Below are 26,355 nucleotides of genomic sequence, written 5' to 3' on the forward strand. Positions count from 1 at the left end.
TGCGGTGGTTCAGGTATAGAAGTATTCAAATGACAGTCAGCCATCGGGGGCAAGCCCCCTCCCACATTTTGATATTCACTGGGATTGAGAATGAGGGGTCAGGCCAAGCCGGACTCGACCAATAGCGCTTCCAACCCCATCAAGTCCGGCACCTTCGCCACATGCTCCCCTACCTGCACCGCCGCCAACTCCAGCGGGCACAGCGGCACGTCCACATAACTCAACTCGCTGTCGAGCTTGTACGAGCGAGGGATGCCCTGAATCACCAGCGCGATAAACTTCAACGTCGGTCGCCCGCCCAACGCGTTCAACACTACGATTCGCGAGCGTTCGCCGGTCATGCTGGCTTCACCGCACACCGCTTCAAAGCTGATCAGCGGTATCTGCCGATCGCGCCAGGTCACTTGCCGCAAATACCACGGCGGCGCATCACTGGCGGGCTCACCGCGCTGGAAGTCGATCAGCTCGGCAATGGCAACGTTGGGCAGCACCAGGTGGCGGTCGGCCAGCGGCAGCAGCAGGCCGGTGAGTTGGCTGGTGCGGTGGTCAAGCATGGGACTTGCTCCAGTAGGCGATGCTTTCGAGCAGCACCGATTCCTGGTACGGCTTGCCGAGGTAGTCGTTGACGCCGATGGCCATGGCGCGGTCGCGGTGTTTCTGGCCGGTGCGCGAGGTGATCATGATGATCGGCAGGCGCATCAGCCGTGGGTCGTTGCGCACCTGGGTGGCGACTTCAAAGCCGTCCATGCGCGGCATCTCGATGTCGAGCAGCATCAGGTCCGGGGTGTGTTCTTCGAGCACAGCGAGGGCGTCGATGCCGTCTTTGGCGGTGAGCACGTTCATGCCGTTGCGCTCCAGCAGGCGGCTGGTGACTTTGCGCACGGTGACGGAGTCGTCCACCACCAGCACCAGCAACGGGCGTTTTTTCAAGGGGTCGTTGAGGATCAGCGGCGCATCGACCGACTGGGCCGGCAAGGCCGGCTGGCGGGCGCGGATATGCGCGAGCAAATCGATGATCAGCACTACGCGCCCGTCGCCCAGAATCGTCGCGCCCGACAGGCCCTGCACCCCGGCAAACTGCGGGCCCAGGCCCTTGACCACAATCTCCCGCGTACCGGCCATGGCGTCCACATGGATGGCCACACGCCGCTCGTTGCACTGCACCAATAGCACCGGCACCGGCTGGTACTGGCCCAGCAGTTTCGGGCGGCTGACGGTGTGCAGCAGGTCGCCCAGGTAGAACAGCTCATAGCGCTGGCCGGCGTATTCATAACACGGCGGGTCTTGCTGGTAATGGCCCGCCAGCTCATGGGGCAGCACCCGCACCAGACCTTCGATGGTGTTGAGCGGAATCGCGTACTGGTCGTCCGCACATTGCACCATAAGCGCACGGTTGACCGACACGGTAAACGGCAAGCGAATACGGAAATGCACACCCTCGCCCGGCGTCGAATCAATGACCATCGAGCCGCCAAGCTGACGCACTTCCTCATGCACCACGTCCATGCCCACGCCGCGTCCGGAAATCTGCGTGATCTTTTCGGCGGTGGAGAAGCCCGGCTGCAGGATGAACTGCAACACGTCGCGGTCGCTGATCTCTTGATGCGGGCCCAGCAAACCACGCTTGATCGCCTTGCGCCGCACGGCCTCCAGCGGTACACCTGCGCCGTCATCGCGCATGTCGAAAACGATGTCGCCGCCTTCGTGGGTCAGGTCCAGGGTGATGCGGCCTTTCTCGGGCTTACCGGCCAACAGCCGCACATCGCGGGACTCCAGGCCATGGTCGACGGCGTTGCGCAGCATGTGCTCCAGCGGTGCCGCCATGCGTTCCAGCACATTGCGGTCCATCTCGCCCTCGGCGTTGCCGACGATGAATTCCACGTCCTTGCCCAGCTCACCCGCCACTTGGCGCACGATACGCTTGAGGCGCGGCAGCATGCGTTCGAACGGCACCATGCGCGTGCGCATCAGGCCTTCCTGCAACTCGGTGTTGATGCGCGCCTGTTGCTGCAACAGGTCGTGCGCGTCCTCGTTGCGGCGCTCAAGGGTGTCCTTGAGGTCGAGCAGGTCGGAAGCGGACTCGGACAGCGCGCGGGACAATTGCTGCAACTGCGAGTGGCGGTCCATTTCCAGCGGGTCGAATTCTTCATAACCCAGGCGCTCGGCCTCGGCCTGCTGGCGACTGAGGATGCGGCCCTGGGTTTCGGTGTCGAGACGCCGCAGTTGGTCGCGCATGCGCTCGATCGTGGTTTCCACTTCGGTCAGGGCAATGCGGGCGTCGTTGACTTGCTGCTCGATACGGCCACGGAAGATCGAGGTTTCACCGGCCAGGTTGACCAAGTCGTCGAGCAGCTCGGCAGAGATCTTCACCATGTCGGCGGCCGGGTCTACCACGGCCTCCGCCTTGCCCGTCGGCAACGCCACCGGTGTCACCGGTTCGTCGCTGGGGTGCACCAGGCTTTTGATTCGCTCGATGAGCTTGTCCACCGAGCCGACCGGCAAACCGTCGGCCACCGCGTCGATCATCTGCGCCAGACGGTCGTGGCAGCCTTGCAGCAACGCAAACAGCTCGGCGGACGGCGCCAGCAGGCCTGCGGACAGCCCTTCGTAGAGAAACTCCAGTTCATGGGCCAGATCGCCGATAGGCCCGATCTCGACCATGCGCGCGCCGCCCTTGAGGGTGTGCAGGTCGCGCAGCAGGGTTTCGACTTCCTGGCGGCTGCCGGGCTCGGCCTGCCAACGCAGCAAAGCGCTGCCTGAGCTGTCGAGAATGTCGGCGGCTTCTTCGAGGAAGATATCCAGCAATTCAGGATCAGCTCCCGAGGCTTGCGCAGCCTCGGTCGGTGCCGTCGGTGTGCTGCCCTGGCGGAATCCACGCAATTGGGCGATCAACTCGCCGGCATCGCTCAGGGGCCGTTGCTGTTGCAATTCATCAAGCTGCAAGGCCAGCCGCTCATGGCTGGCCATCAGTAACAGCGACAGCTCGGGAGAGTAGCTGTAGCGACGGTCCACCAGCCCTTCATACAAACATTCCAGCTCGTGGGCAAGGTCACCCACCGGCCCGATTTCGGCCATGCGCGCGCCGCCCTTGAGGGTGTGCAGGTCACGTTGCAACGAGGACAACGGTCCCGCGTTATCCGGCTCCAGCAACCAGCGTTTGAGCGACTGCCCGGCGCTGTCGAGGATGTCCACGGCCTCTTCCAGGAAGATCTCGACGATCTCATCGTCCATCGTCGTTGGCTGATCCAATTGCGCCGTGGCCGCCCCCAGCTCGGAGATGCTCAAGGCGCGGCTGCCGTCGCTTTTGATCAGGCCGGTGGCCGACGGGTCGAGGGCCTCATCCAGCAACTCGCGCAACGCCTGTACCCGTGCCGGCGCCGGGCTGATTTCCTGCCCGGCCGCCAATTGGTCGAGCATGTTGATCAAGGCTTCATGGGCCTGCTCGGCCTCGTGGAAAAACCGCTCGCTCACCGCCAGGCTGCTCTCCTCCACCGCGCCATAGAGGTCGAGCAGCGCTTCGCAGAGTGCGTCGATGGCGTGCAGGTCGGCGACGTGCGCGCCCTCCCCCAGGGTGGTCAGTTCGTCCAGCAGCGCGGTGAGTTCCTGGCGTTCGCCGGGATGCTGTTGCCAGCGGCGCAGCAGGCTTTCGGCGTCGAGCAGAATGTCCATGCCCTGGGCCAGGAAGTTGGCGATCAGTTGCGGGTCGCGCTTGATACGCAGGCCGGTATTCGGGGCGTCGAGCAATGCTTCAAGCTGCTGGTCCAGCAGGCTTTGGGTGCGGTTGATCAGGTCCTCTGCGCCTTTGATCGGCGCCAACGGGTCGCTGTCCAGATCACGCAGCCCGCGTTGGAACAAGCTCTCGGCTTCGAGCAGCAACTCCACTTCGTCCAGGTCCAGCGGCAGGCGGTGTGCCTTGTATTCGCGGGTGAGGTGGTCCAGCGGGCGCGCCAGTTCGGCGATGGGCAGCACGCCGGCCATGTAGGCGCTGCCTTTGAGCGTGTGCAGGGCGCGTTGCAGTTCATCGCTGACGTGCAGCGGTACATGCTCGGCGGCCTGTTGCAGGAAGTGATTGAGGCTGTCCAGATGGCTTTGGACTTCGTTGCGGAAGATCTCCAGCAGCATCGGGTCATGGGGTTCGGCAGACGGCTGCGGCGTACCGCTGGCCAAGGCGTGAGCGCGGGCGGCCAGGGCGTCGACTTCATCGCGCTGGCGCTGGTCGTCGGTGGCGAAGTCGGCGATCAACTCCGGCAGCAAGGCCACCGCTTCATCCAGCACCTGTTGCACCTCGGGGCTCAGGGCTACGCTGCGTTCCAGTACGCGATTGAGCAGGTTTTCCACAGCCCAGGCCAACTCGGCCAGGACCAGTGCGCGGACCATGCGGCCGCTGCCCTTGAGGGTGTGGAAAGCACGGCGCATTTCGCCCTGGGCGGTTTTGTCCGCGCTGTTGGGCAGGTAACGGTGCAGAACGTCGAGGACTTCGTCGGTTTCCTCGAGGAAGACCTCGCGCAGTTCATCGTCGATGAGCTCTTCGTCGGCCGGTGGCGGCAGCAGGCTACCGGGGCGTTGCAGGGCCGGCGGGTTCAGGCGCGACGTGGGGCTGGCCAGCGCGTCGAACTGCGACTGGCTCGGCGCGGCCTCCACCGCCAGTGCTCCATCCGGTGCAACCAGGGCTTGGCGCCAGGGTTTCTCGGCAGGCAGGTAACCCAGCGCCGCCAGGCCTTGGGTGGCCAGCTCCAGCACCCGTTCGCCTGCGGCATCGGGGTCTTGGAGCATCCGTTCGAGGTAGTACTCCAGGCTGCTGATCACGTCGGCAAAATGCGCCAGTTGCCGCTCGGTCGGCGGCGCGTCGTTGCCCATCAACTGTTCATCGACGTAGTCCGTGCAACCGCGCATCAGGCTCGCCGCGCGGGGTAAAGGGATCATGGCCAGGGCGCCGCGCACCTGGCTCAGCAGTTCCGGCAGGGACTCAAGGCGCTGGCGGTCCCAGTCGGCTTCGATGCAATCGATCACCAGCTCCTTGGCTTGCTTGAGGCACTGGCAAGATTCACGGATCACCAGTTGGTGAATCTGGGTCAGGTCGGTGGTGGGCAGGCGGCTTTCTTCGCGGCTTTCCGGCTCCACGGTGCCGGCCATGCCGGCCAGTGTGGCTTCGACATAGAGCAAGGCGCCGGCGACGTCCATCAGCACAGCATCGTTGGGCTCGCGTTGGCCCTGGGCCAGGCTCAGCACCACGGCAAGCTGGTCGATGATGACTTTACGCGGCTGGCCGAAGCCCAGCACCGCCAAGGTGTCGGCGATCTGCCGCAGTGGCGCGAGCAGCGCGTCGAGGTCGCTGGTGTGCTGACGGTCGCTGCGTACGAACAGGTCGAGGCGTTCTTTTACCCGCACCAACTCTTCACACAATGCACCCAGCACCGAGCCCATGGCGTTGCGATCCGGCCCGGCCAGGCGTGCGCGTTCGGCATCGACCACCGTGCTGTCCGGCAAGGCTTCATCCAGGCCGTAGCGTTCCTTGAGGCTTTGCATGCGCGGTGTCGGCCGGGTGACCTTGGCCACATAAAACAGCAAGCTCTTGAGCAACTCATCCGGCGCCGGCTGGTTGATGCCGCCGATGCCTTGGGCGAGCAGGCGCTTGAGCTGTTTGTCACTGGCCTTGAGCAAGCTGCGCAGCGCTGGGCTGTTGGCGATCACGCCGATGAGCATGCCTTCGACCAGCGCCGAGGTGACTTGCCACAGCGGCAACAACGGCGCGCCCTGGCACAAGGCTTCGAGACGCGCGAACACCCGCGCCATGTCCTCCAGGTTGCTGGGGCCGTGGTCTTCGCGCAGCAGCCCGGCCAGGGCCTGTTGCAGCAGCTGATGCCACTGGCGCAGTTGCTCTTTCAGGTCGGGCACCGCGCGTTGCGCCAGGGCTTCATCGGGCAACGGCGCGATGGTCAGCAGTTGCGGGCTGAACAGGCTGGTCTCCGACAGCAGGCTTTCGCCGCGGGCGCTGCGCAGGTCGTTGAGCAGCGGCAATACCACCAGCGGCAGGTCGCGACGGGCGCTGTGCACGCGGTCCAGGTAGAGCGGCAATTGGTTGAGGGCCTGTTGCAGCAGGCGGATGCTTTCGTCGCGCTGGCTCACATGGCCGGCTTGCAGAGCCAGGGCCAGTGCTTCGATTTCCTCGGCCAGCAGGGCCGCACCGTAGAACTCGACCATTTGCAGCGCGCCATGCACCTGATGGATGCCGGCCAGGCATTCGCTGATCGCGTCGCCGTCAGTGGTTTCGACGTACGCATCCAGCGCCGAACGGGCCTGTTGCAGGGTTTCGGCAATGTCGCCCTTGACCCATTCGAGGGCCACGTAGTCGTGCCGATCAACCATAACTGCTCCGCTTAGAATTCGTGGGTTGCTGGTGGTGCGAGATCTCAAGACAGATAGAGATCAAATGTGGGAGGGGACAAGCTCCCTCCCACATTGGTACTGCATTTCAATCGTCGACCTGCTTTGGCGGCGGCAAGGTAAACCCCGACACCGACCGGCGCAGCTGGCTGGCCATTTTCGCCAGGTTGCCGATGCTTTCGGCGGTGGCCGTGGAGCCCGACGAGGTCTGGGTAGTGATCTGCTGAATCACGTTCATGGTCAGGGAGATCTGCCCCGCCGACGAGGTCTGTTGCTGCGCCGCGTTGGAAATACTCTGGATCAGCGCCGCCAGGGTTTTCGACACGCCTTCGATCTCTTCCAACGCCACCCCGGCGTCCTGGGCCAGCCGCGCGCCGCGCACCACTTCGGTGGTGGTCTGCTCCATGGAGATCACCGCTTCGTTGGTGTCAGCCTGGATCGCCCGTACCAGGGTTTCGATTTGCCGGGTGGCCGCCGACGAGCGCTCGGCCAGCCGTTGCACTTCATCGGCCACCACCGCAAAGCCGCGCCCGGCGTCACCGGCCATGCTCGCCTGGATCGCGGCGTTGAGGGCGAGGATGTTGGTCTGGTCAGCAATGTCGTCGATCAGGCTGACGATGTCGCCAATCTCCTGGGACGACTCACCCAGGCGCTTGATGCGCTTGGCGGTGTCCTGGATCTGTTCGCGAATGTTGTCCATGCCGTGGATGGTGTTGTGCACCACCTCGTTACCCTTGTTGGCGATCTCCACCGAGCGCTCCGCCACCGCCGAGGACTCGGCGGCGTTGGCCGACACCTGGTCGATGGACTGGGCCATCTGGTTGATCGCCGTGGACGCTTCGGCGATCTGCTGGGCCTGGTGCTCCGACGCCTGGGCCAAGTGCATCGCGGTGGCCTGGGTGTCCTGCACCGCACCGGCGACTTGCCCGGCGGTGAGGTTGATGGTGGCGACCAGGTCGCGCAGTTGATCGACGGAGTAGTTGATGGAGTCGGCGATGGTGCCGGTGAAGTCTTCGGTCACCGAGGCCGTCACGGTGAGGTCGCCGTCGGCCAGGTCTTCGATTTCATCCAGCAGGCGCATGATCGCGTTCTGGTTGCGTTCGTTCTTCTCGGCGGTTTCATGCAACTGGCGGTTGGTCTCGCGCACCATCACCAGGCCGATCAGGATGATCGAGGTCAGCGCCAACAGCCCCAGCACATAACCGCCGATGGTGTCGAAACTGCGCCCGCTGGCCAGGTTTTCAAAACCGGTGGCCAGGTGCGAGGCTTCATCGAGCAGGGTTTGCGACAGGTTGAAAATATTGCTCGCCGAGGCGCGGACCTGGAACAGTTGCGGCGAGGTCTCGAGGATTTCATCCACGGAGCCGGAGACAAATTCGAACAGCTCGGCGATTTCCGCCAGCCGCGCACGGGCGTCGCGGTCTTCGACCTGGGTGATGCGCAGGCCGGGGTTGCCCTGGAGCATGCCGTTGAGCACCTGGCCGAAGCGGTTGGCGTCACGGCCAAAGGCGTCGGCGGCCTGCACGGCGGTTTCGTCGCCGGCCAGTACGGTGTTCACCGCGCCAAGGATCCGTTCGGCCAACAGTGACTGGCGCTGGGCCAAGGCTACCTGGCTGGCCGGGGCGCCACGCTGCAGGAGGATATCGACGACCTTTTCCGACTCCATCTGCAACTGCGGCACGGTTTCGGCCAACGTCGCGGCGACCTGATGCAAGGACAACACGGTCTGTTCGCTGGCAAGGATGGCGTCGGTGTTTTTCAGCAGCGCTTCCCAGTCGGTCTGCACCGCGCGCATTTCGGCGCGCACGGCGTTGGGCGCGGCAGGCAGGCCGGTTTCCGGGTCACCTTTTTTCAGGTAGCCCCAGCGCTGGGCGAAGTCGTTGCGCGCATCGCCCAGCAGCTTGAACGCGGCGGCCTTGCCGGCGGCGGCTTCGGTGGCGTTCTTGGCGATGCGCTGGGACAGCACGCGCAGCTCACCGGCGTGGCCGATGTACTGTTTGTCATAGGTGGACTGGGTGTTGAGGTACGCAAAGTTGGCGAACAGCAACATGATGAACACGATCAGTGCGATGAACAGCACGATGATCTGCGAGCGGCTGCGCGAGCCGGCCTGGGGTTTTGGCGTGGTGGCGGTGGTCATGCGGCAACATCCATGAAGCCTGGAGCCTGGGCCAGGGCGAATGGGCTGAAGACCTGCCACTGCTGGTCGCCCTCGAACTGGCCCTGGATAAACGGAACACCGGGCGCGGCGCTCGCCAGCAGTGCGTCTTGTGCGAAATGCTGCATCCCCACCACCTCGTCCACCAGCAGCCCGACAAACAAGTCGTTGAATTCCACCACCAATACGCGCCGCTGTTTGCGCGCCTTGGACAGTTCAAGCCCGAGAAACCCACCCAGGTCCATCACCGGCAACAGGCGCCCACGCAGGTTAGCCACGCCCTTGACCCAGGCCTTGACCCCGGGCATCAGCGTGCAGCGCGGTTCATGCAGGACTTCGGCAACTTCGCCCATGGGTGCCACATACCAGTGCAGCCCCAAGCGAAAACCGATCCCGCTCCAACGTTGCAGGCGGGCTTCCTGGGACGGCAGGTCGGCGGCCAGCAGGCGGCAACGCCGGTCGATGTCCAACAGCAGCTCGAAGGCGGTTTGCGACTCGGTCATGATGGCGAACCGTCAGCCGGCCAACACCTTGTTCAGGGTGGCGATCAGGGTTTCTTCATCCACCGGCTTGGTCAGGTAATCCTTGGCGCCCTGGCGCGCCCCCCAGATCTTGTCGGTTTCCTGGTCTTTGGTGGTGATGATGATGATCGGGATGCCGTTGGTTTCCGGCTCCTTGGACAGTTGGCGGGTGGCCTGGAAGCCATTGAGGCCCGGCATCACGATGTCCATCAGCACGGCGTCGGGTTTTTCCTGGCGGGCCAGGGCCACGCCGTCCGCACCGTTTTCGGCCTTGAGAACCTGATGGCCATGCTTTTCCAGCATGCCGGTCAGTTTGTACATTTCGGTCGGCGAATCGTCGACGATCAGAACACGTGCCATGGTTTTCCCCGCTACATAAGTTCGCGCCGACCCTCGTGAGGCGACGTCAGTGTGCTTGTTCTACTGCGGCGAAGCCGGGCACGTAGGCCTTGATCGCACTCAGCAGTTCTTCCTTGCTGAAAGGCTTGGTCAAAAACTGATCGACGCCGACGATACGCCCTTTGGCCTTGTCGAACAGGCCGTCCTTGGAGGACAGCATGATCACCGGGATCGACTTGAACGCCGGGTTGTTCTTCACCAGGGCGCAGGTCTGATAGCCATCCAGGCGCGGCATCATGATGTCGACAAAGATGATGTGCGGGTGATGATCGACAATCCGGGCCAGGGCATCGAAACCGTCGATGGCCGTGATGACATCGCACCCCACGTTCTTCAACAAGGTTTCAGCGGTACGGCGGATCGTCTTTGAGTCGTCGATCACCATCACTCTCAAGGCGTTGGAATGCTGTTCCATATCTGCTCTGCCATCGCCACAGCGAATCGGTTTTCGGTGTGTACTGCCTGATGTTGCACAGGATGAGCGCCGCAAGCCTTGGAATTCAAGGGCTGCTGCGCCGTGGCAGTCTTTTTAGCACAGTCTCCGGGCGCAATCTATCGAGCAACCGGCCAGGTGGTTTTTCCTTGACCCACAACAGCCACAGCGCCACTCTGACGCCACTTTTATGCGCCCTAATTTGCTAGAGGAAATCCCCCATGAGCGTTCGCGTCGGCATTGTCATGGACCCTATCGCCAGCATCTCCTATAAAAAGGACAGCTCGCTGGCCATGCTCCTGGCCGCCCAGGCCCGCGGCTGGACGTTGTTCTATATGGAGCAGCGCGATCTTTACCAGGGTGACGGCGAGGCCCGCGCACGCATGCGTCCGCTGCAGGTGTTTGCCAACCCTGAGAAGTGGTTCGAGCTGTCGGACGAAATCGATAGCCCGCTGAGCGATCTGGATGTGATCCTGATGCGCAAGGACCCGCCGTTCGACATGGAATTCGTCTATTCCACCTACCTGCTGGAGCAGGCCGAGCGCGCCGGCGTGCTGATCGTGAACAAGCCGCAGAGCCTGCGCGACTGCAATGAAAAGCTGTTCGCCACCCTCTTCCCGCAGTGCACCCCGCCCACCGTGGTCAGCCGCCGCGCCGACGTGCTGCGTGAATTCGCTGCCAAGCACAGCGATGTGATCCTCAAGCCGCTGGACGGCATGGGTGGTACCTCGATCTTCCGTCACCGCGCGGGCGACCCGAACCTGTCGGTGATCCTGGAGACCCTGACCGCCCTGGGCACCCAGCAAATCATGGGCCAGGCCTACCTGCCGGCGATCAAGGACGGCGACAAGCGCATCCTGATGATCGACGGCGAGCCGGTGGATTACTGCCTGGCGCGCATCCCGGCGGCTGGCGAGACCCGCGGTAACCTGGCGGCCGGCGGTCGTGGTGAAGCACGCCCTCTGTCGGACAAGGACCGTTGGATTGCAGCCCAGGTTGGCCCGACCCTGCGTGAAAAGGGCTTGCTGTTTGTCGGCCTGGACGTGATCGGCGAGAACCTGACTGAAATCAACGTCACCAGCCCCACGTGCATTCGCGAGATCGACAACGCATTTGGCACGAACATCGGCGAAATGTTGATGGCTGCCATTGAGCGCAAGCTACAAGCCAAGTGACATAGAACAGCCGGACACACACCAACATTGCGTTATCATGCGCCACCTGTGAAACGCGCGATGTTGGTTTTTTTGTCATGACGCTCCCGTCCGAACTGCCCCCCGAACTCTCCCATAGCGGCGTGCGCCCGGCTGATCGGCTCGGATTTACCCTGTTCCTCGCTGCGCTTATTCACCTGGCCTTGATCCTCGGCGTTGGGTTCACAATGGTCGAACCCAAGCAGATCAGCAAAACCCTGGAAATCACCCTCGCCACGTTCAAGAGCGAAAAGAAGCCCGAGAAGGCTGACTTTCTCGCCCAGGACAACCAGCAGGGCAGCGGTACCCTCGACAAGAAGGCCGTGCCCAAGACCACTGAAGTGGCGCCGTTCCAGGACAACAAGGTGAATAAAGTCACCCCGCCGCCGGCGCCCAAGCCCGAGGTGAAGCAGGCCGCGCCCAAGGCTGCGGTGACCACCGTCGCGCCCAAACCGCAAAAAGCCCCGACCCAGCGCGAAAAAACCAAGACCGAACCGACGCCCGAGCCCGTGAAGCCCGCGCCGACGTTCGACAGTTCGACACTCTCCGACGAGATTTCCAGCCTGGAAGCCGAGCTGGCCAACGAACAGCAGCTGTACGCCAAGCGCCCGCGCATCTACCGGCTGAACGCCGCCTCGACCATGCGCGACAAAGGCGCCTGGTATAAGGACGAGTGGCGCAAGAAGGTCGAGCGTATCGGTAACCTCAACTACCCGGATGAAGCGCGGCGCCAGCAGATTTATGGCAATTTGCGCTTACTGGTGTCGATCAACCGCGACGGCACGTTATATGAAGTCCAGGTGCTGGAATCGTCAGGCCAGCCGCTGCTGGACCAGGCCGCCCAGCGCATCGTGCGCCTGGCCGCGCCCTTTGCCCCGTTCAGCGGCGACTTGAACGACGTCGACCGCCTTGAAATCATCCGCACCTGGAAGTTCGCCAAGGGCGACCGCCTGTCCAGCAACTGAATACGCCCTTTGTGGTAAGCAGGATTGTTGTGGTGAGCGGGCTTGCCCCGCGCTGGGGGGCGAAGCCCCCCCAATCCAGGCACTGAAGTTCTCCAGCTAAAATGAAACATCCGGTTTTGGGGCGGCTTCGCAGTCCAGCGCGGGGCAAGCCCGCTCACCCCAACAACCCTGTTTGCCACAATTATGGTCCACCCCAGCTTGTCAGTTCGCCCCTCCACCGCCACACTAGCGGACATGAAAAATGTCAGCCCGACCTACCTCAAGCACCAATTCCTGATCGCCATGCCCCATATGGCCGACCCGAACTTTGCGCAGACCTTGACCTACATCGTCGAGCACACCGCCAAAGGTGCCATGGGGTTGGTCATCAACCGCCCGCAAGAGCTGAACCTGGCGGATATCCTTGAGCAACTGCGCCCCGAGGTCGACCCTCCAGCCCGCTGCCAGGGCGTGCCGATCTACATCGGCGGACCGGTGCAGACCGATCGCGGCTTTGTGCTACACCCCACCGGGCCGAAGTTCCAGGCCACGGTCGACTTGGAAGGCGTGTCGCTGTCCACTTCACAGGACGTGCTATTCGCCATCGCGGACGGCGTGGGCCCTGAGCAAAGCGTGATCACCCTCGGCTACGCGGGTTGGGAAGCCGGCCAACTGGAAGCCGAGCTGGTCAGCAACGCGTGGCTGACCTGCCCCTTCGACGCCGAAATCCTGTTCAACACCCCCAGCGAACTGCGCCTGGAGGCAGCCGCGGCCAAACTGCGCGTCAACCTCAACCTGCTGACCAGCCAGGCGGGGCACGCCTGATGGCTTTGCGCTTAATCCTCGGTTTTGACTACGGCACCAAGCAGATCGGCGTAGCCGTCGGCCAGGTCATCACCGGCCAGGCTCGCGAACTGTGCACCTTGAAAGCCCAGAACGGCATACCGGACTGGAACCAGGTCGAGGCCCTCATTAAAGAGTGGAAGCCCGACGCCGTGGTGGTTGGCCTGCCCTTGAACATGGATGGCACGCCCAGCGACATGTGCCTGCGCGCGGAAAAATTCGCCCGACGCCTCAATGGCCGCTACAACATCCCCTTCTATACCCACGACGAACGCCTGACCACCTTCGAAGCCAAGGGTGAGCGCCGTGACCGTGGCGGCCAGAAGGGCAGCTACCGCGACAACCCCGTGGACGCCATCGCCGCCGCGCTGCTGTTGCAGGGTTGGCTGGACGAAAACACCGCTTTATTTGAATCCTGACTGACGCGGCTTGCCGCGTCTTTTTACGTTTGAGCCCGGACCTTGCCTGCGCCAAGGTCCTGAAGGAGCCTGCATGAGCTTGCCGAACCCCGCCGAACTGATCAGCCAAATGGCCAAAAACCTCACGGCCCATCTGCAACACCGTGCCATCAGCGAGCCACGTTTCATTGGCATTCGCACCGGTGGTGTGTGGGTGGCCCAGGCGTTGCTGGAAGCGCTGGGCAGTGACTCGCCCCTCGGCACCCTGGATGTGTCCTTCTACCGCGACGACTTCAGCCAGAACGGCCTGCACCCGCAAGTGCGTCCGTCGGCGCTGCCTTTCGAAATCGAAGGCCAGCACTTGGTGCTGATCGACGACGTGCTGATGAGCGGTCGCACCATCCGCGCCGCCATGAACGAATTGTTCGACTATGGTCGCCCGGCGAGCGTGACGCTGGTGTGCCTGCTGGACCTGGACGCCGGTGAGTTGCCGATCAGCCCGGATGTGGTCGGCGCCACCCTGTCGCTGCAAGCCCACCAACGGGTAAAATTGTCCGGTCCCACGCCGCTCGAACTCGAACTGCAAGACCTCGCCCTTTAAACCGCCTTGTAAAGAGTCCCCGCGATGACGCCTCTAGATGCCAAGCGCCCGCTGCAGCTCAATGCTCAGGGTCAGTTGCAACACTTCTTGTCCCTCGACGGTTTGCCCCGCGAACTGCTGACTGAAATCCTCGACACCGCCGACTCATTCCTCGAAGTCGGTGGCCGCGCGGTGAAGAAGGTCCCGCTGTTGCGCGGCAAGACCATCTGCAACGTGTTCTTCGAGAACTCCACCCGCACCCGCACCACCTTTGAGCTGGCGGCCCAGCGACTGTCGGCCGACGTGATCACGCTGAACGTGTCCACCTCGTCGGCGAGCAAGGGCGAAACCCTGCTCGACACCCTGCGCAACCTGGAAGCCATGGCCGCCGACATGTTCGTGGTACGCCACGGTGACTCCGGCGCCGCGCACTTCATCGCCGAGCACGTGTGCCCGCAGGTAGCGATCATCAACGGCGGCGACGGCCGTCACGCCCACCCGACCCAGGGCATGCTCGACATGCTCACTATCCGTCGGCACAAGGGCAGCTTTGAAAACCTCTCGGTAGCCATCGTCGGCGACATCCTGCACTCGCGGGTGGCGCGCTCGAACATGCTGGCCCTGAAAACCCTGGGTTGCCCGGACATCCGCGTGATCGCGCCGAAAACCCTGCTGCCGATCGGTATCGAGCAGTACGGCGTGAAGGTCTACACCGACATGGCCGAAGGCCTCAAGGATGTGGATGTGGTGATCATGCTGCGCCTGCAACGCGAACGGATGTCCGGAGGCCTGCTGCCGAGCGAAGGCGAGTTCTACCGCCTGTTCGGCCTGACTACTGCACGCCTGGCCGGCGCCAAGCCGGATGCCATCGTGATGCACCCTGGCCCGATCAACCGTGGCGTGGAGATTGAGTCGGCGGTGGCCGACGGTAACCAGTCGGTGATCCTCAACCAGGTGACCTACGGCATCGCCGTGCGCATGGCGGTGTTGTCCATGGCCATGAGCGGGCAAACCGCGCAACGTCAATTCGAGCAGGAGAACGCCCAGTGAAGCTCAGCATCCTCGGCGCCCGCGTCATCGATCCGGCCAGTGGCCTGGATCACGTCACCGACCTTCATCTGGAAGCCGGCAAGATCATCGCCATCGGCGCCGCGCCCGCAGGCTTCAGCGCCAGCGAGACCCTCGACGCCAAAGGCCTGGTGGCCGCGCCTGGCCTGGTCGACCTGAACGTCGCCCTGCGCGAGCCAGGCTACAGCCGCAAGGGCAACATCATCAGCGAAACCCGCGCCGCTGCAGCCGGTGGCGTGACCAGCCTGTGCTGCCCGCCGCACACCAAGCCGGTGCTGGACACCTCGGCGGTTACCGAACTGATCCTCGACCGCGCCCGTGAGGCCGGCAATTGCAAAGTGTTCCCTATCGGCGCCCTGAGCAAAGGCCTGGAAGGCGAACAACTCGCCGAGCTGATCGCCCTGCGTGACGCCGGTTGCGTGGCCTTCGGCAACGGCCTGGAAAGCTTTCGCAGCACCCGGACGCTGTTACGCGCCCTGGAATACGCAGCCACCTTCGACCTGACGGTGATCTTCCACTCCCAGGACCGCGACTTGGCTGAAGGCGGCCTGGCCCATGAAGGCGCCGTGGCCAGCTTCCTCGGCCTGCCGGGCATTCCGGAAACCGCCGAAACCGTGGCCCTGGCCCGTGACCTGCTGCTGGTGGAACAAAGCGGTGTGCGTGCGCACTTCAGCCAGTTGACCAGCGCCCGAGGCGTCGCCCTTATCGCCCAGGCACAGGCTCGTGGACTGCCGGTCACGGCGGATGTGGCGCTGTATCAGTTGATCCTGACGGATGAGGCGCTGATCGACTTCTCCAGCCTTTACCACGTGCAACCGCCGCTGCGCACCCTGGCCGACCGCGAAGGTTTGCGTGCGGCGGTCAAGTCCGGTGTGGTCTCGGCGATTTCCAGCCATCACCAGCCCCATGAGCGGGATGCCAAGCTGGCACCGTTTGGCGCGACAGAGCCGGGCATCAGCAGTGTCGAACTGTTGCTGCCGCTGGCGATGACACTGGTGGAGGACGGATTGCTGGACTTGCCGACACTGCTGGCACGCCTCAGCGCCGGCCCGGCTGAGGCATTGCGCCTGCCGGCGGGCAAGTTGGCGGTGGGTTCGGCGGCGGACCTGGTGCTGTTTGACCCGGCCCGCTCCACGGTTGCCGGGGAGCGCTGGCTGTCCAAAGGTGAAAACTGCCCGTTCATCGGCCATAGCCTGCCGGCGACGGTGCGCTACACCCTGGTTGACGGACGTATCACCTACCAAGCCTGAAAAATCGCAGATCTAATGTGGGCATGATCAATGTGGGAGGGGGCTTGCCCCCGATTGCAGTGGGTCAGCTACAGATAAGCTGACTGATCCACCGCTATCGGGGGCAAGCCCCCTCCCACAGGTTGATCTCCACCAGAAGTAAAAGATCAGCGGCCGCTGTTGCGCTCGGCATTGCGGATCGATATCTGTGTATTCAACGTCCAGAAGTCATACAACACCCCTACCAGGAACAAACCGCCGGTCAGCAGGTAGATCAGGCCGGTGATCCATTTGCCTTGGTACATGCGGTGCACGCCAAACACCCCGAGAAACGCCAACAGCACCCAGGCCACGTTGTATTCGATCGGCCCGGCGGTAAAACGCAGGTCCGCTTCACGGTCCATGGCCGGGATCAGGAACAGGTCGATCAGCCAGCCGATACCCAGCAAGCCAAAGGTGAAAAACCAGATCGTGCCGGTCACCGGCTTGCCGTAATAGAAGCGGTGCGCCCCAGTAAAACCAAAAATCCACAGCAGGTAACCGATCACCTTGCTGTGGGTGTCTTGCTGCGAACCAATCTGCTGATAGGTGTTCATCGCGTACCTCTTTTGCCTCGATAGATAAATTTTTTCACTTTCTTTGTGACTTTTTTACAGGCGCCCGACGTACGGCAAATGGTATCTTCCCTGCCCTGAAAGCCTTATGCCACCTGACTTGTGTAGGACAATTGCGGCGAATCGTCGCGTTTTTCCTGATTTTGACGTCAAGGCTCAGTCGACAAACGGCCTGAGAACGACACAAAAAGCTGTTATAAAGTTGCGCGCAAACCCATAAGAGCCACGCCTAATGCGACCATTTTTCAAGACATGGCTAACCATTTGCCTATTAATGCCACTGGCCGCCCACGCCACCAATCGTGAGCAACGACTTCCTAACGTTAACGGTTTCACCCCTAAAGTTCACAGCACACCAAGCACGGCCAAATCGGTAAAGCCGACCGTCAACCGCCCGACTCAACTGAGCAAGGCCCACGGTAAAGCAAACCCGGCCCTGATGGCAGTCAACACCAAACAGAGCAGCACCGTCCTCAGCCGCGCCGTGAACGTGCTCGGTACTCCTTATCGTTGGGGCGGCAGCAGCCCAAGTAAAGGGTTCGACTGCAGTGGTTTGGTGAAATATGCGTTTAACGACGTAGCGGCGGTGGATTTGCCGCGCACCTCCAACGCCATGGCCGCCGGCCACGGGCAGAAGGTTGACCGCAAGGACCTGAAACCGGGTGACCTGCTGTTCTTCAAACTGAAGAGCCGCCAGGTGAACCACGTTGCCATCTATCTGGGCAACGACCGTTTCATCCACGCACCGCGCCGTGGCAAGGCGGTCAGCATCGACACGCTGAAGAAGCCGTTCTGGGACAAGAACTACGTGATTGCCAAGCGGGTGCTGCCGAAAGAGCAGAACAATCTGCGGGTGGTCCAGCGGTGATTCCAGGCTGAAATGCGGTAAACAATGTGGGAGGGGGCTTGCCCCCGATAGCGGTGGATCAGTCAGCTTATTTGTAGCTGACCCACTGTAATCGGGAGCAAGCCCCCTCCCACATTTGGATCTTCATATCTCCCCAGGCACCCTCGCCTTCTCCCGTGCGTCTTCACGACTGATCACCCCCTCCCCGACCAGCGCCTTCAAGCTCATATCCAACGTCTTCATCCCCAACGCCCCACCGGTCTGGATCGCTGAGACCATCTGCGCCACCTTGTCCTCGCGGATCAGATTGCGAATGGCCGGCGTGCCCAGCATGATTTCATGGGCCGCCACGCGCCCGCCGCCGACCTTCTTCACCAGGACCTGGGACACCACCGCCTGCAACGACTCCGACAGCATCGAGCGGACCATGGCCTTTTCCCCCGCCGGGAACACATCCACCAGCCGGTCTACGGTCTTTGCCGCAGACGTGGTGTGCAGGGTGCCAAATACCAGGTGCCCGGTCTCAGCCGCTGTCAGCGCCAGGCGAATGGTTTCCAAGTCGCGCAATTCGCCTACCAGGATCACGTCCGGGTCTTCACGCAGCGCCGAGCGCAGGGCGGTGGAAAAACTATGAGTGTCACGGTGCACCTGACGCTGGTTGATCAGGGCGGTCTTGGGCGTGTGGATAAACTCGATAGGGTCTTCGAGAGTGAGGATGTGCTGGCGCCGATGCTGATTGAGAAAATCGATCATCGCCGCCAGGGTGGTGGACTTGCCCGAGCCGGTCGGGCCGGTCACCAGCACCAAGCCGCGTGGCAACTGGGCGATACGCCGGAACACTTCGCCAAGGCCAAGGCTTTCCAGGCTTTGCACCTCGCTGGGAATCGTGCGAAACACCGCCCCCATGCCACGGTCCTGCGTGAACACATTGGCCCTGAAGCGCGCCACGCCAGGCAGTTCGAACGCAAAATCCGTTTCAAGAGATGTTTCGAAATCCTTTTGCTGGTGCTGATTGAGCAACGGGCTCAATAAGTCCGCCACTTGCCGGGGTGAGAGCACCGGCCAATCCAACGGCCACACCTCGCCATCCACCCGCAACATCGGCGCCAGGCCGGCCGACAGATGCAGGTCGGAGGCGCCACGGCTTACGCTGGCCGCCAGCAATTCAGTGATATCCATAGGGCTTTCCATTTCCAGTAGAATGCCGCGGACTCCATATCCACGGGCGCATCTTGAATGTCGACGATAGCAGACAACATCGGCCAGGTTAGCCAGCGCATCCGCGCCGCAGCCGACGCCGTGCAACGTGACGCAAGCAGCATCCACCTGCTGGCCGTGAGCAAGACCAAACCCGCGCCAGCCGTGCGCGAAGCCTATGCCGCCGGAATGCGCGACTTTGGCGAAAACTATCTGCAGGAAGCCTTGGGCAAACAGGCCGAATTAACCGACCTGCCCTTGAGTTGGCACTTCATCGGCCCCATTCAATCGAACAAGACGCGCGCTATCGCCGAGAACTTCGCTTGGGTGCATTCCGTGGACCGCCTCAAAATTGCACAACGCCTGTCCGAACAACGCCCGGCCGACCTGCCACCGCTGAACATCTGCATCCAGGTCAACGTCAGTGGCGAAGCCAGCAAGTCCGGCTGTACGCCCGCCGACCTACCGGCCCTGGCCAATGCGATCAGCGCCCTGCCGCGCCTGAAGTTGCGTGGCCTGATGGCGATTCCTGAGCCGACTGAAGATCGCGCCGCGCAAGATGCAGCGTTTGCCGCTGTACGCGACCTGCAAAACAGCCTGAACCTGCCGCTCGACACACTTTCCATGGGCATGAGCCACGACCTTGAGTCGGCCATCGCCCAAGGCGCCACCTGGGTGCGGATCGGTACCGCCCTGTTTGGCGCCCGCGACTACGGCCAGCCATGAAATGGCTGACTTCCATCTGAGTAAGGACCTGTCATGAGCAACACGCGTATTGCCTTTATCGGCGCCGGTAACATGGCGGCCAGCCTGATCGGTGGCCTGCGGGCCAAGGGCCTGGGCGCCGCGCAGATCCGCGCCAGCGACCCCGGCGCCGACACCCGTGCCCGCGTCAGCGCCGAGCACGGTATTGAAACCTTTGCCGACAACGCCGAGGCCATCCGTGGCGTCGATGTGATCGTGCTGGCGGTGAAGCCGCAGGCCATGAAGGCCGTGTGCGAAAGCCTGCGCCCGAGCCTGCAACCGCAGCAACTGGTGGTGTCCATCGCCGCCGGCATTACCTGCGCCAGCATGAATAACTGGCTGGGCGCCCAGCCGATCGTACGCTGCATGCCCAACACCCCAGCGCTGGTCAGCCAAGGCGTGAGCGGCTTGTACGCCACCGCCGAAGTGAGCGCCGAACAACGCAACCAGGCGCAAGCGCTGCTGTCCGCCGTGGGCACCGCCCTGTGGTTGGAACACGAGCAGCAGCTGGACGCGGTCACCGCCGTGTCCGGCAGCGGCCCGGCGTATTTTTTCCTGTTGATCGAAGCCATGACCGCCGCCGGGGTGAAGCTGGGACTGTCCAAGGACGTTGCCGAGCAACTGGCCGAGCAGACCGCCTTGGGTGCCGCGCATATGGCGGTTGCCAGCGATGTGGACGCGGCCGAGTTGCGCCGTCGCGTGACCTCCCCCGGCGGCACCACACAGGCGGCCATCGAGTCGTTCCAGGCCGGGGGCTTTGAAGCCCTGGTGGAAAAAGCATTGAGTGCCGCTGCGCACCGCTCGGCGGAACTCGCCGAACAACTGGGCAAATAAGGAGCCAACATGATTGGTTTGAACACCGCAGCCGTCTACGTGCTGCAAACCCTCGGCAGCTTGTACCTGCTGATTGTACTGATGCGCTTCGTGCTGCAACTGGTACGCGCGAACTTCTACAACCCGCTCTGCCAGTTCATCGTCAAGGCCACCCAGCCGCTGCTCAAGCCGTTGCGTCGGATCATCCCGAGCCTGTTCGGCCTGGACATGTCGTCGCTGGTGCTGGCGATCCTGGTGCAGTTGGCCTTGATGGCGCTGACCCTGCTGCTGACCTACGGCACCACCGGCAATTTCGTACAGTTGCTGATCTGGGCGATCATCGGCGTGACCGCGCTGTTCCTGAAGATCTTTTTCTTCGCCTTGATCATCAGCGTGATCCTGTCCTGGGTCGCGCCGGGTAGCCACAACCCTGGCGCCGAACTGGTGAACCAGATCTGCGAACCGGCCCTGGCGCCGTTCCGCAAGCTGCTGCCGAACCTGGGCGGCCTGGATATCTCGCCGATCCTGGCATTCATGGTGCTCAAGTTGCTGGATATGCTGGTGATCAACAACCTGGCAGCGATGACCATGATGCCGGACATTCTGCGTTTGCTGATCTAACGCGGATCAAATGTGGGAGCAAGCCTGCTCCCACATTTTCGAACTGCACACTGAATTCAATCCGCGCAGGCCTTTGCTTGCCGCTGGGGTTCGCGCTCTTTAGACTTACGCCTCATTTAAACGAGAGCAGGGTCGATGCCAACTGCCTTTCCCCCCGATTCTGTTGGACTGGTCGTGCCCCAAATGGCGCACTTCAGCGAACCGCTGGCCCTGGCCTGCGGCCGTTCGCTGCCTGCCTACGACCTGATCTATGAAACCTACGGCCAACTGAATGCCACGGCGAGCAACGCCGTGCTGATCTGCCACGCCTTGTCCGGCCATCACCACGCTGCCGGCTTCCACTCGGTCGACGAGCGCAAACCCGGCTGGTGGGACAGTTGCATCGGCCCCGGCAAACCCATCGACACGAACAAGTTCTTTGTGGTCAGCCTGAACAACCTCGGCGGCTGCAACGGTTCCACCGGCCCGAGCAGCGTCAACCCTGAGAACGGCAAGCCGTTCGGCGCGGACTTCCCGGTGCTCACCGTGGAAGACTGGGTGCACAGCCAGGCGCGCCTGGCCGACCTGCTGGGCATCGACCAATGGGCCGCCGTGATCGGCGGCAGCCTGGGCGGCATGCAAGCGCTGCAATGGACCATCACTTACCCGGATCGCGTGCGCCATTGCCTGGCCATCGCCTCGGCCCCTAAATTGTCGGCGCAGAACATCGCCTTCAACGAAGTGGCGCGCCAGGCGATCCTGACCGACCCTGAGTTCCACGGTGGTTCGTTCCAGGAAGCCGGTGTGATCCCCAAGCGCGGCCTGATGCTGGCGCGGATGGTCGGGCACATCACTTACCTGTCCGATGACTCCATGGGCGAGAAATTCGGCCGTGGCCTCAAGAGCGAGAAGCTCAACTACGACTTCCACAGCGTCGAGTTCCAGGTGGAAAGCTACCTGCGTTATCAGGGGGAGGAGTTCTCGGGGCGTTTCGACGCCAACACCTATTTGCTGATGACCAAGGCGTTGGACTACTTCGACCCAGCCGCCAACTTTGATGACGACCTGGCGAAAACCTTCGAAGGCGCCACGGCCAAGTTCTGCGTGATGTCATTCACCACCGACTGGCGCTTCTCGCCGGCGCGCTCCCGCGAGCTGGTGGATGCTCTGATGGCTGCGCGCAAGGACGTCTGCTACCTGGAGATCGATGCACCACAAGGCCACGACGCCTTCCTGATCCCGATCCCACGCTACTTGCAGGCCTTCAGCAATTACATGAACCGCATAACTTTGTGAGAACGCCATGAGAGCCGACCTGGACATCATCCAAGACTGGATCCCCGCCGGCAGTCGCGTGCTCGACCTTGGGTGCGGCGATGGCGAACTGCTGAGCTGGCTGCGCGACCACAAGCAAGTCACCGGCTACGGCCTGGAAAACGACCCGGACAACATCGCCCAGTGCGTGGCCAAGGGCATCAACGTGATCGAGCAGGACCTGGACAAGGGCCTGGGCAACTTTGCCAGCAACAGCTTCGATATCGTGGTGATGACCCAGGCCCTGCAGGCGGTGCACTACCCGGACCGCATCCTCGACGAGATGCTGCGCGTAGGTCGCCAGTGCATCATCACCTTCCCCAACTTCGGGCATTGGCGCTGCCGCTGGTACCTGGCCACCAAGGGCCGCATGCCGGTGTCGGACTTCCTGCCGTACACCTGGTACAACACGCCGAACATCCACTTTTGCACCTTCGAAGATTTCGAAGCCCTGTGTGGCGAGCGTGAAGCCAAGGTGATCAACCGCCTTGCCGTCGATCAACAGCATCGCCACGGCTGGGCGAGTAAGCGATGGCCCAATCTGTTGGGCGAAATCGGTATTTATCGGGTCAGCAGTCCTGGCCTGACGGACCACAAGATTGCCGTCTAATCATTTTCAAGAGGGACGATCATGAGTCGTTTGGCTGTTTTTCTATTGACCGCATGCCTGGGTGCCAGCGCCATGGCCGCGGACGCTATCGACGCTAATCGCAAGAAAGACTTCGGCGATATCACCGTTCACTACAACACGTTCACCTCCAGCTTCCTGCAACCGGAAACCGCCCAGAAAGTCGGCGTGGTGCGCAGCAAGGAGAAGGGCTTGATCAACGTGACCGTGATCAAGGGCGTGACCCCGGTGGCCGCGCAAGTGACGGGCACCATCAAGGATTTGGGTGGCAAAAGCGAGATCCTCACCTTCAAGCAAATCAACGAAAAAGGTGGCATCAATTATCTCGCGCCCTACGCCGTGACCCAGCGCGAATACAAGACCTTTACCATCAACGTTGAAACCGGCGGCAAAGCCCATAGCTTCCAATTCAACCAGGAACTGTTTCCGGCGGAATGATGAACCTTACCCAACTCGTACTGGCCAGCCATAACGCCGGCAAGCTTAAAGAACTGCAAGCCATGCTCGGCGACTCCGTGCAGTTGCGCTCGATCGGCGAGTTCAGCCAGGTGGAGCCGGAAGAGACCGGCCTGTCGTTCGTCGAGAACGCCATCCTCAAGGCGCGTAATGCTGCGCGTATCTCCGGCCTGCCTGCGCTGGCGGACGACTCGGGCCTGGCGGTGGACTTCCTCGGCGGTGCGCCGGGCATCTACTCGGCACGCTACGCCGATGGCAAGGGCGACGCCGCCAACAACGCCAAGCTGCTGGATGCGCTCAAGGGCGTGCCCGACGCCGAGCGCGGCGCACAGTTCGTCTGCGTGCTGGCCTTGGTGCGGCATGCCGATGACCCGCTGCCGATCTTGTGCGAAGGCCTGTGGCACGGGCGCATCCTGCACGCGGCCAGTGGTGAGCACGGTTTTGGCTATGACCCGCTGTTCTGGGTGCCGGAACGTAACGTTTCCAGCGCCGAACTGAGCCCGGCCGATAAGAATCAGATCAGCCACCGTGCTCGCGCAATGGATTTGCTGCGCCAACGCCTGAGCCTGAAATGACCCAGAACACCTCTGCGCAGCCACTGATCCACGGTGGCGCGCAAACACTTCGGGCGGCCTTGCCTGTGCTGCCGCCTCTGGCGCTGTATATCCATATCCCGTGGTGCGTGCGCAAATGCCCCTATTGCGACTTCAACTCCCACACCGCCAGTAAAGTGCTGCCGGAAGAAGAGTACGTGGACGCCCTGTTGGCCGACCTCGATCAGGACCTGCACGCGGTTTACGGTCGCGAACTGAGCTCGATCTTTTTTGGTGGCGGTACGCCGAGCCTGTTCAGCGCCGCAGCGCTGGGCCGTTTGCTCAAGGGTGTGGAAGCGCGCATCCCGTTCGCCAGTGATATCGAGATCACCCTGGAAGCCAACCCCGGGACGTTCGAGCAGGAAAAGTTCGTGGCGTACCGCAAGCTGGGGATCAATCGCCTGTCCATCGGTATCCAGAGCTTCCAGCAGCAAAAGCTTGAGGCTCTGGGCCGTATTCACAACGGCGATGAAGCCGTGCGCGCTGCCGGTATGGCGCGCCAGGCCGGGTTCGATAACTTCAACCTGGACTTGATGCACGGTTTGCCCGATCAGTCCCTGGAAGACGCTTTGAGCGACCTGCGCCAGGCCATCGCGCTGAAGCCGACGCACTTGTCCTGGTACCAGCTGACCCTGGAACCCAACACCGTGTTCTGGAACCAGCCGCCCGCGCTGCCGGAGGACGACACCTTGTGGGATATCCAGGAAGCCGGCCAGGCACTGCTCGCCGAACACGGTTATGCGCAATATGAAGTGTCGGCTTATGCCCAACCGGGCCGCCCGGCGCGGCATAACCTCAACTACTGGAGCTTCGGTGACTTCATTGGCATCGGCGCCGGTGCCCACGGCAAACTCAGCCACCCCGACGGACGCATTGTACGTACCTGGAAGACCCGAGCACCGAAGGACTACCTCAACCCGGCCAAAAGCTTCCAGGCCGGCGCGAAAGAACTGACTAACGAAGAACTGCCGTTCGAATTTTTGATGAACGCCTTGCGCCTGACCGAAGGCGTCGAAGCGAAGCTCTACGCTGAGCGCACCGGGCTGGCGTTGTCGAGCCTGGATGAAGGCCGCCGCGAGGCAGAACAAAGTGGCTTAATGCAGGTCGAACCGTCACGCCTGGCGGCGACCGACCGCGGGCAACTCTTTCTCAATGACCTGTTGCAGAAGTTTTTGAGCTGACGCTCTAAGGAAATCGAATGGATTTGGTACTCGACCTGCTCGCCACCGTATCCCGTTGGAGCCGTAGCAACCTGTCGGAAATCTCCCTGGCCCTCGTCGGCTGCCTGCTGGTGCTGTTTGGCGCCGATATCAAAGGCTGGGTGGAAGCGCGCTTGGGCAGCATCGCAGGCGCATTGCGCGTCCCGTTGATGGCGTTGGTGTGCATGATCGGCAGCGGCGCGGCGTTGATCTATGCCACGCCGTGGATTGTACGGGGGTTGAGCCAGTTCAATAACTACAGCCTGGCGCCGGTGTTGGTGGTGGTGCTGGTACTGATCGGTGTAGTCGCCGACCGCCGCTGATCCTGAGCAAAACGTCGATACAAATGTGGGAGGGGGCTTGCCCCCGATGGCGGTGGACCAGTCACTGTTTGTGGTGACTGACACTCCGCTATCGGGGGCAAGCCCCCTCCCACAGTTGATTGCATTTCAAGCTAATGGTGAGTTACGCCAACTTCTCGAACTTCAGATCCCACACCCCATGCCCCAACCGCTCGCCACGGCGTTCGAACTTGGTGATCGGGCGTTCAGCCGGGCGTGGCACGCATTTGCCGTCTTCCGCCAGGTTGCGATAACCGGGGGCGACGTTCATCACTTCCAGCATGTATTCCGCGTAGGGTTCCCAGTCGGTGGCCATGTGCAGGATGCCGCCAACCTTGAGCTTGCTGCGTACCAGCTCCGCGAAGGAGGCCTGGACGATGCGGCGCTTGTGGTGACGGGCTTTGTGCCATGGGTCAGGGAAGAACAGCATCAGGCGGTCGAGGCTATTGTCGGCGATGCAGCGGTTGAGCACTTCGATCGCGTCGCAGTCGTAGACCCGCAGGTTGGTCAACCCTTGGGTCAACACACCATTGAGCAGCGCGCCGACACCGGGGCGGTGGACCTCCACGCCGATGAAGTCCTGGTCCGGCGCGGCGGCCGCCATTTCCAGCAGGGAGTGGCCCATGCCGAAGCCGATTTCCAGGGAACGCGGGGCCGAACGGCCGAACACCTGGTCGTAGTCCACCGGCGCGTCGGCCAAGGGCAACACGAACAGGGGCGTACCTTGCTCCAGGCCCTTTTGCTGGCCTTCAGTCATGCGACCGGCGCGCATCACAAAACTCTTGATGCGGCGGTGCTTGGACTCGTCGCCTGCTTCCGGGGTGTTCGGCGTTTCGTTTGATTCAGTCATCAATGGCTC

General features: G+C 62.5%; 26 protein-coding genes. 17 read left to right on the top strand and 9 right to left on the bottom strand.

Going from position 1 to position 26,355, the window contains the following annotated elements; genetic code table 11:
• Nucleotides 1-98: 98 nt before the first annotated feature.
• The 6 genes from ACI512_RS01125 to pilG form a co-directional block, all read right to left on the bottom strand.
• Nucleotides 99-554, bottom strand: coding sequence for a chemotaxis protein CheW (locus tag ACI512_RS01125; protein ID WP_015886332.1), 456 nt, complete (start codon nucleotides 552-554; stop codon nucleotides 99-101).
• Nucleotides 547-6,366, bottom strand: coding sequence for an Hpt domain-containing protein (locus ACI512_RS01130; protein ID WP_236379809.1), 5,820 nt, complete (start codon nucleotides 6,364-6,366; stop codon nucleotides 547-549). The genes ACI512_RS01125 and ACI512_RS01130 overlap by 8 nt, the downstream gene beginning before the upstream one ends.
• A gap of 106 nt (nucleotides 6,367-6,472) precedes the next feature.
• Complete coding sequence (locus ACI512_RS01135; RefSeq protein WP_015886334.1) at nucleotides 6,473-8,524, bottom strand: methyl-accepting chemotaxis protein; 2,052 nt, start codon at nucleotides 8,522-8,524, stop codon at nucleotides 6,473-6,475.
• Nucleotides 8,521-9,045 carry a chemotaxis protein CheW gene (locus tag ACI512_RS01140; RefSeq protein WP_236379807.1) on the bottom strand — a complete coding sequence of 175 codons (525 nt, stop codon included), beginning with the start codon at nucleotides 9,043-9,045 and terminating at the stop codon, nucleotides 8,521-8,523. The genes ACI512_RS01135 and ACI512_RS01140 overlap by 4 nt, the downstream gene beginning before the upstream one ends.
• Nucleotides 9,046-9,057: 12 nt before the next feature.
• Nucleotides 9,058-9,423 (bottom strand): twitching motility response regulator PilH, encoded by a 366-nt coding sequence (gene pilH / locus ACI512_RS01145; protein WP_014720320.1) that lies wholly within the window; start codon nucleotides 9,421-9,423, stop codon nucleotides 9,058-9,060.
• A gap of 46 nt (nucleotides 9,424-9,469) precedes the next feature.
• Nucleotides 9,470-9,877 carry a twitching motility response regulator PilG gene (gene pilG / locus ACI512_RS01150; protein WP_003176671.1) on the bottom strand — a complete coding sequence of 136 codons (408 nt, stop codon included), beginning with the start codon at nucleotides 9,875-9,877 and terminating at the stop codon, nucleotides 9,470-9,472.
• A gap of 239 nt (nucleotides 9,878-10,116) precedes the next feature.
• On the opposite strand from pilG, the gene gshB reads away from it, so the two are divergent.
• The 7 genes from gshB to ACI512_RS01185 all read left to right on the top strand — a co-directional run bounded on the left by gshB (nucleotide 10,117) and on the right by ACI512_RS01185 (nucleotide 16,171).
• A complete protein-coding gene (gene gshB, locus ACI512_RS01155) occupies nucleotides 10,117-11,070 on the top strand; it encodes a glutathione synthase (RefSeq protein ID WP_236379805.1) in 954 nt (317 codons plus the stop codon).
• 77 nt (nucleotides 11,071-11,147) lie between these two features.
• Nucleotides 11,148-12,053, top strand: coding sequence for an energy transducer TonB (locus ACI512_RS01160; protein ID WP_064054317.1), 906 nt, complete (start codon nucleotides 11,148-11,150; stop codon nucleotides 12,051-12,053).
• 234 nt (nucleotides 12,054-12,287) lie between these two features.
• On the top strand, nucleotides 12,288-12,857 hold the full coding sequence (locus ACI512_RS01165) for a YqgE/AlgH family protein (RefSeq protein ID WP_236379803.1): 570 nt from the start codon (nucleotides 12,288-12,290) through the stop codon (nucleotides 12,855-12,857).
• Nucleotides 12,857-13,294 carry a Holliday junction resolvase RuvX gene (gene ruvX / locus ACI512_RS01170; protein ID WP_003176676.1) on the top strand — a complete coding sequence of 146 codons (438 nt, stop codon included), beginning with the start codon at nucleotides 12,857-12,859 and terminating at the stop codon, nucleotides 13,292-13,294. Before ACI512_RS01165 ends, ruvX begins: the two co-directional genes overlap by 1 nt.
• Before the next feature lie 73 nt (nucleotides 13,295-13,367).
• The gene (pyrR, locus tag ACI512_RS01175; RefSeq protein WP_015886338.1) at nucleotides 13,368-13,874 is read left to right on the top strand and encodes a bifunctional pyr operon transcriptional regulator/uracil phosphoribosyltransferase PyrR; all 507 of its coding nucleotides are present in this window, start codon (nucleotides 13,368-13,370) and stop codon (nucleotides 13,872-13,874) included.
• Between the two features lie 24 nt (nucleotides 13,875-13,898).
• The gene (locus tag ACI512_RS01180; protein WP_015886339.1) at nucleotides 13,899-14,903 is read left to right on the top strand and encodes an aspartate carbamoyltransferase catalytic subunit; all 1,005 of its coding nucleotides are present in this window, start codon (nucleotides 13,899-13,901) and stop codon (nucleotides 14,901-14,903) included.
• Nucleotides 14,900-16,171, top strand: a complete 1,272-nt coding sequence (locus tag ACI512_RS01185; RefSeq protein WP_236379800.1) for a dihydroorotase — start codon at nucleotides 14,900-14,902, stop codon at nucleotides 16,169-16,171. Before ACI512_RS01180 ends, ACI512_RS01185 begins: the two co-directional genes overlap by 4 nt.
• Nucleotides 16,172-16,317: 146 nt before the next feature.
• Here ACI512_RS01185 and ACI512_RS01190 read toward each other — a convergent pair whose 3' ends face one another.
• Nucleotides 16,318-16,728: a TM2 domain-containing protein gene (locus ACI512_RS01190; protein WP_163825880.1), complete on the bottom strand. Its 411-nt coding sequence runs from the start codon at nucleotides 16,726-16,728 to the stop codon at nucleotides 16,318-16,320.
• Between the two features lie 268 nt (nucleotides 16,729-16,996).
• Here ACI512_RS01190 and ACI512_RS01195 point away from each other — a divergent pair, with 268 nt between their 5' ends.
• Nucleotides 16,997-17,632 carry a C40 family peptidase gene (locus ACI512_RS01195; RefSeq protein WP_236379798.1) on the top strand — a complete coding sequence of 212 codons (636 nt, stop codon included), beginning with the start codon at nucleotides 16,997-16,999 and terminating at the stop codon, nucleotides 17,630-17,632.
• A gap of 123 nt (nucleotides 17,633-17,755) precedes the next feature.
• On the opposite strand, the gene ACI512_RS01200 is transcribed toward ACI512_RS01195, so the two are convergent.
• Entirely contained in the window at nucleotides 17,756-18,790 is a 1,035-nt protein-coding gene (locus ACI512_RS01200) for a type IV pilus twitching motility protein PilT (protein ID WP_236379796.1), read from the bottom strand.
• A gap of 57 nt (nucleotides 18,791-18,847) precedes the next feature.
• On the opposite strand from ACI512_RS01200, the gene ACI512_RS01205 reads away from it, so the two are divergent.
• From ACI512_RS01205 to ACI512_RS01245, 9 genes are all read left to right on the top strand, one after another.
• Complete coding sequence (locus tag ACI512_RS01205; protein WP_236379794.1) at nucleotides 18,848-19,534, top strand: YggS family pyridoxal phosphate-dependent enzyme; 687 nt, start codon at nucleotides 18,848-18,850, stop codon at nucleotides 19,532-19,534.
• Nucleotides 19,535-19,567: 33 nt separating this feature from the next.
• A complete protein-coding gene (proC, locus tag ACI512_RS01210; RefSeq protein ID WP_015886345.1) occupies nucleotides 19,568-20,386 on the top strand; it encodes a pyrroline-5-carboxylate reductase in 819 nt (272 codons plus the stop codon).
• Nucleotides 20,387-20,395: 9 nt separating this feature from the next.
• On the top strand, nucleotides 20,396-20,986 hold the full coding sequence (locus ACI512_RS01215; protein WP_015886346.1) for a YggT family protein: 591 nt from the start codon (nucleotides 20,396-20,398) through the stop codon (nucleotides 20,984-20,986).
• A gap of 135 nt (nucleotides 20,987-21,121) precedes the next feature.
• The gene (locus ACI512_RS01220) at nucleotides 21,122-22,261 is read left to right on the top strand and encodes a homoserine O-acetyltransferase (RefSeq protein WP_046034941.1); all 1,140 of its coding nucleotides are present in this window, start codon (nucleotides 21,122-21,124) and stop codon (nucleotides 22,259-22,261) included.
• Between the two features lie 7 nt (nucleotides 22,262-22,268).
• Nucleotides 22,269-22,889 (top strand): methionine biosynthesis protein MetW, encoded by a 621-nt coding sequence (gene metW, locus ACI512_RS01225; RefSeq protein WP_236379793.1) that lies wholly within the window; start codon nucleotides 22,269-22,271, stop codon nucleotides 22,887-22,889.
• 21 nt (nucleotides 22,890-22,910) lie between these two features.
• Entirely contained in the window at nucleotides 22,911-23,345 is a 435-nt protein-coding gene (locus ACI512_RS01230; protein ID WP_015886348.1) for a DUF4426 domain-containing protein, read from the top strand.
• Nucleotides 23,342-23,938 carry an RdgB/HAM1 family non-canonical purine NTP pyrophosphatase gene (rdgB, locus tag ACI512_RS01235; protein WP_043206037.1) on the top strand — a complete coding sequence of 199 codons (597 nt, stop codon included), beginning with the start codon at nucleotides 23,342-23,344 and terminating at the stop codon, nucleotides 23,936-23,938. The genes ACI512_RS01230 and rdgB overlap by 4 nt, the downstream gene beginning before the upstream one ends.
• Nucleotides 23,935-25,137 carry a radical SAM family heme chaperone HemW gene (gene hemW / locus ACI512_RS01240; protein WP_043206038.1) on the top strand — a complete coding sequence of 401 codons (1,203 nt, stop codon included), beginning with the start codon at nucleotides 23,935-23,937 and terminating at the stop codon, nucleotides 25,135-25,137. Before rdgB ends, hemW begins: the two co-directional genes overlap by 4 nt.
• Before the next feature lie 17 nt (nucleotides 25,138-25,154).
• Entirely contained in the window at nucleotides 25,155-25,478 is a 324-nt protein-coding gene (locus ACI512_RS01245) for a DUF3392 domain-containing protein (RefSeq protein WP_016972961.1), read from the top strand.
• A gap of 142 nt (nucleotides 25,479-25,620) precedes the next feature.
• On the opposite strand, the gene trmB is transcribed toward ACI512_RS01245, so the two are convergent.
• On the bottom strand, nucleotides 25,621-26,346 hold the full coding sequence (trmB, locus tag ACI512_RS01250) for a tRNA (guanosine(46)-N7)-methyltransferase TrmB (RefSeq protein ID WP_015886352.1): 726 nt from the start codon (nucleotides 26,344-26,346) through the stop codon (nucleotides 25,621-25,623).
• Nucleotides 26,347-26,355 lie beyond the last annotated feature (9 nt).

Origin of the sequence: Pseudomonas petroselini (assembly GCF_045037875.1) — a bacterium.
Taxonomy (GTDB): Bacteria; Pseudomonadota; Gammaproteobacteria; order Pseudomonadales; family Pseudomonadaceae; genus Aquipseudomonas; species Aquipseudomonas petroselini.

Coding starts and splice junctions, on each gene's coding strand:
- ACI512_RS01125 (WP_015886332.1), bottom strand. CDS start 554: ATGCTTGACCACCGCACCAGCCAACTCACCGGCCTGCTGCTGCCGCTG.
- ACI512_RS01130 (WP_236379809.1), bottom strand. CDS start 6,366: ATGGTTGATCGGCACGACTACGTGGCCCTCGAATGGGTCAAGGGCGAC.
- ACI512_RS01135 (WP_015886334.1), bottom strand. CDS start 8,524: ATGACCACCGCCACCACGCCAAAACCCCAGGCCGGCTCGCGCAGCCGC.
- ACI512_RS01140 (WP_236379807.1), bottom strand. CDS start 9,045: ATGACCGAGTCGCAAACCGCCTTCGAGCTGCTGTTGGACATCGACCGG.
- pilH (WP_014720320.1), bottom strand. CDS start 9,423: ATGGCACGTGTTCTGATCGTCGACGATTCGCCGACCGAAATGTACAAA.
- pilG (WP_003176671.1), bottom strand. CDS start 9,877: ATGGAACAGCATTCCAACGCCTTGAGAGTGATGGTGATCGACGACTCA.
- gshB (WP_236379805.1), top strand. CDS start 10,117: ATGAGCGTTCGCGTCGGCATTGTCATGGACCCTATCGCCAGCATCTCC.
- ACI512_RS01160 (WP_064054317.1), top strand. CDS start 11,148: ATGACGCTCCCGTCCGAACTGCCCCCCGAACTCTCCCATAGCGGCGTG.
- ACI512_RS01165 (WP_236379803.1), top strand. CDS start 12,288: ATGAAAAATGTCAGCCCGACCTACCTCAAGCACCAATTCCTGATCGCC.
- ruvX (WP_003176676.1), top strand. CDS start 12,857: ATGGCTTTGCGCTTAATCCTCGGTTTTGACTACGGCACCAAGCAGATC.
- pyrR (WP_015886338.1), top strand. CDS start 13,368: ATGAGCTTGCCGAACCCCGCCGAACTGATCAGCCAAATGGCCAAAAAC.
- ACI512_RS01180 (WP_015886339.1), top strand. CDS start 13,899: ATGACGCCTCTAGATGCCAAGCGCCCGCTGCAGCTCAATGCTCAGGGT.
- ACI512_RS01195 (WP_236379798.1), top strand. CDS start 16,997: ATGCGACCATTTTTCAAGACATGGCTAACCATTTGCCTATTAATGCCA.
- ACI512_RS01200 (WP_236379796.1), bottom strand. CDS start 18,790: ATGGATATCACTGAATTGCTGGCGGCCAGCGTAAGCCGTGGCGCCTCC.
- ACI512_RS01205 (WP_236379794.1), top strand. CDS start 18,848: ATGTCGACGATAGCAGACAACATCGGCCAGGTTAGCCAGCGCATCCGC.
- proC (WP_015886345.1), top strand. CDS start 19,568: ATGAGCAACACGCGTATTGCCTTTATCGGCGCCGGTAACATGGCGGCC.
- ACI512_RS01215 (WP_015886346.1), top strand. CDS start 20,396: ATGATTGGTTTGAACACCGCAGCCGTCTACGTGCTGCAAACCCTCGGC.
- ACI512_RS01220 (WP_046034941.1), top strand. CDS start 21,122: ATGCCAACTGCCTTTCCCCCCGATTCTGTTGGACTGGTCGTGCCCCAA.
- metW (WP_236379793.1), top strand. CDS start 22,269: ATGAGAGCCGACCTGGACATCATCCAAGACTGGATCCCCGCCGGCAGT.
- ACI512_RS01230 (WP_015886348.1), top strand. CDS start 22,911: ATGAGTCGTTTGGCTGTTTTTCTATTGACCGCATGCCTGGGTGCCAGC.
- rdgB (WP_043206037.1), top strand. CDS start 23,342: ATGATGAACCTTACCCAACTCGTACTGGCCAGCCATAACGCCGGCAAG.
- hemW (WP_043206038.1), top strand. CDS start 23,935: ATGACCCAGAACACCTCTGCGCAGCCACTGATCCACGGTGGCGCGCAA.
- ACI512_RS01245 (WP_016972961.1), top strand. CDS start 25,155: ATGGATTTGGTACTCGACCTGCTCGCCACCGTATCCCGTTGGAGCCGT.
- trmB (WP_015886352.1), bottom strand. CDS start 26,346: ATGACTGAATCAAACGAAACGCCGAACACCCCGGAAGCAGGCGACGAG.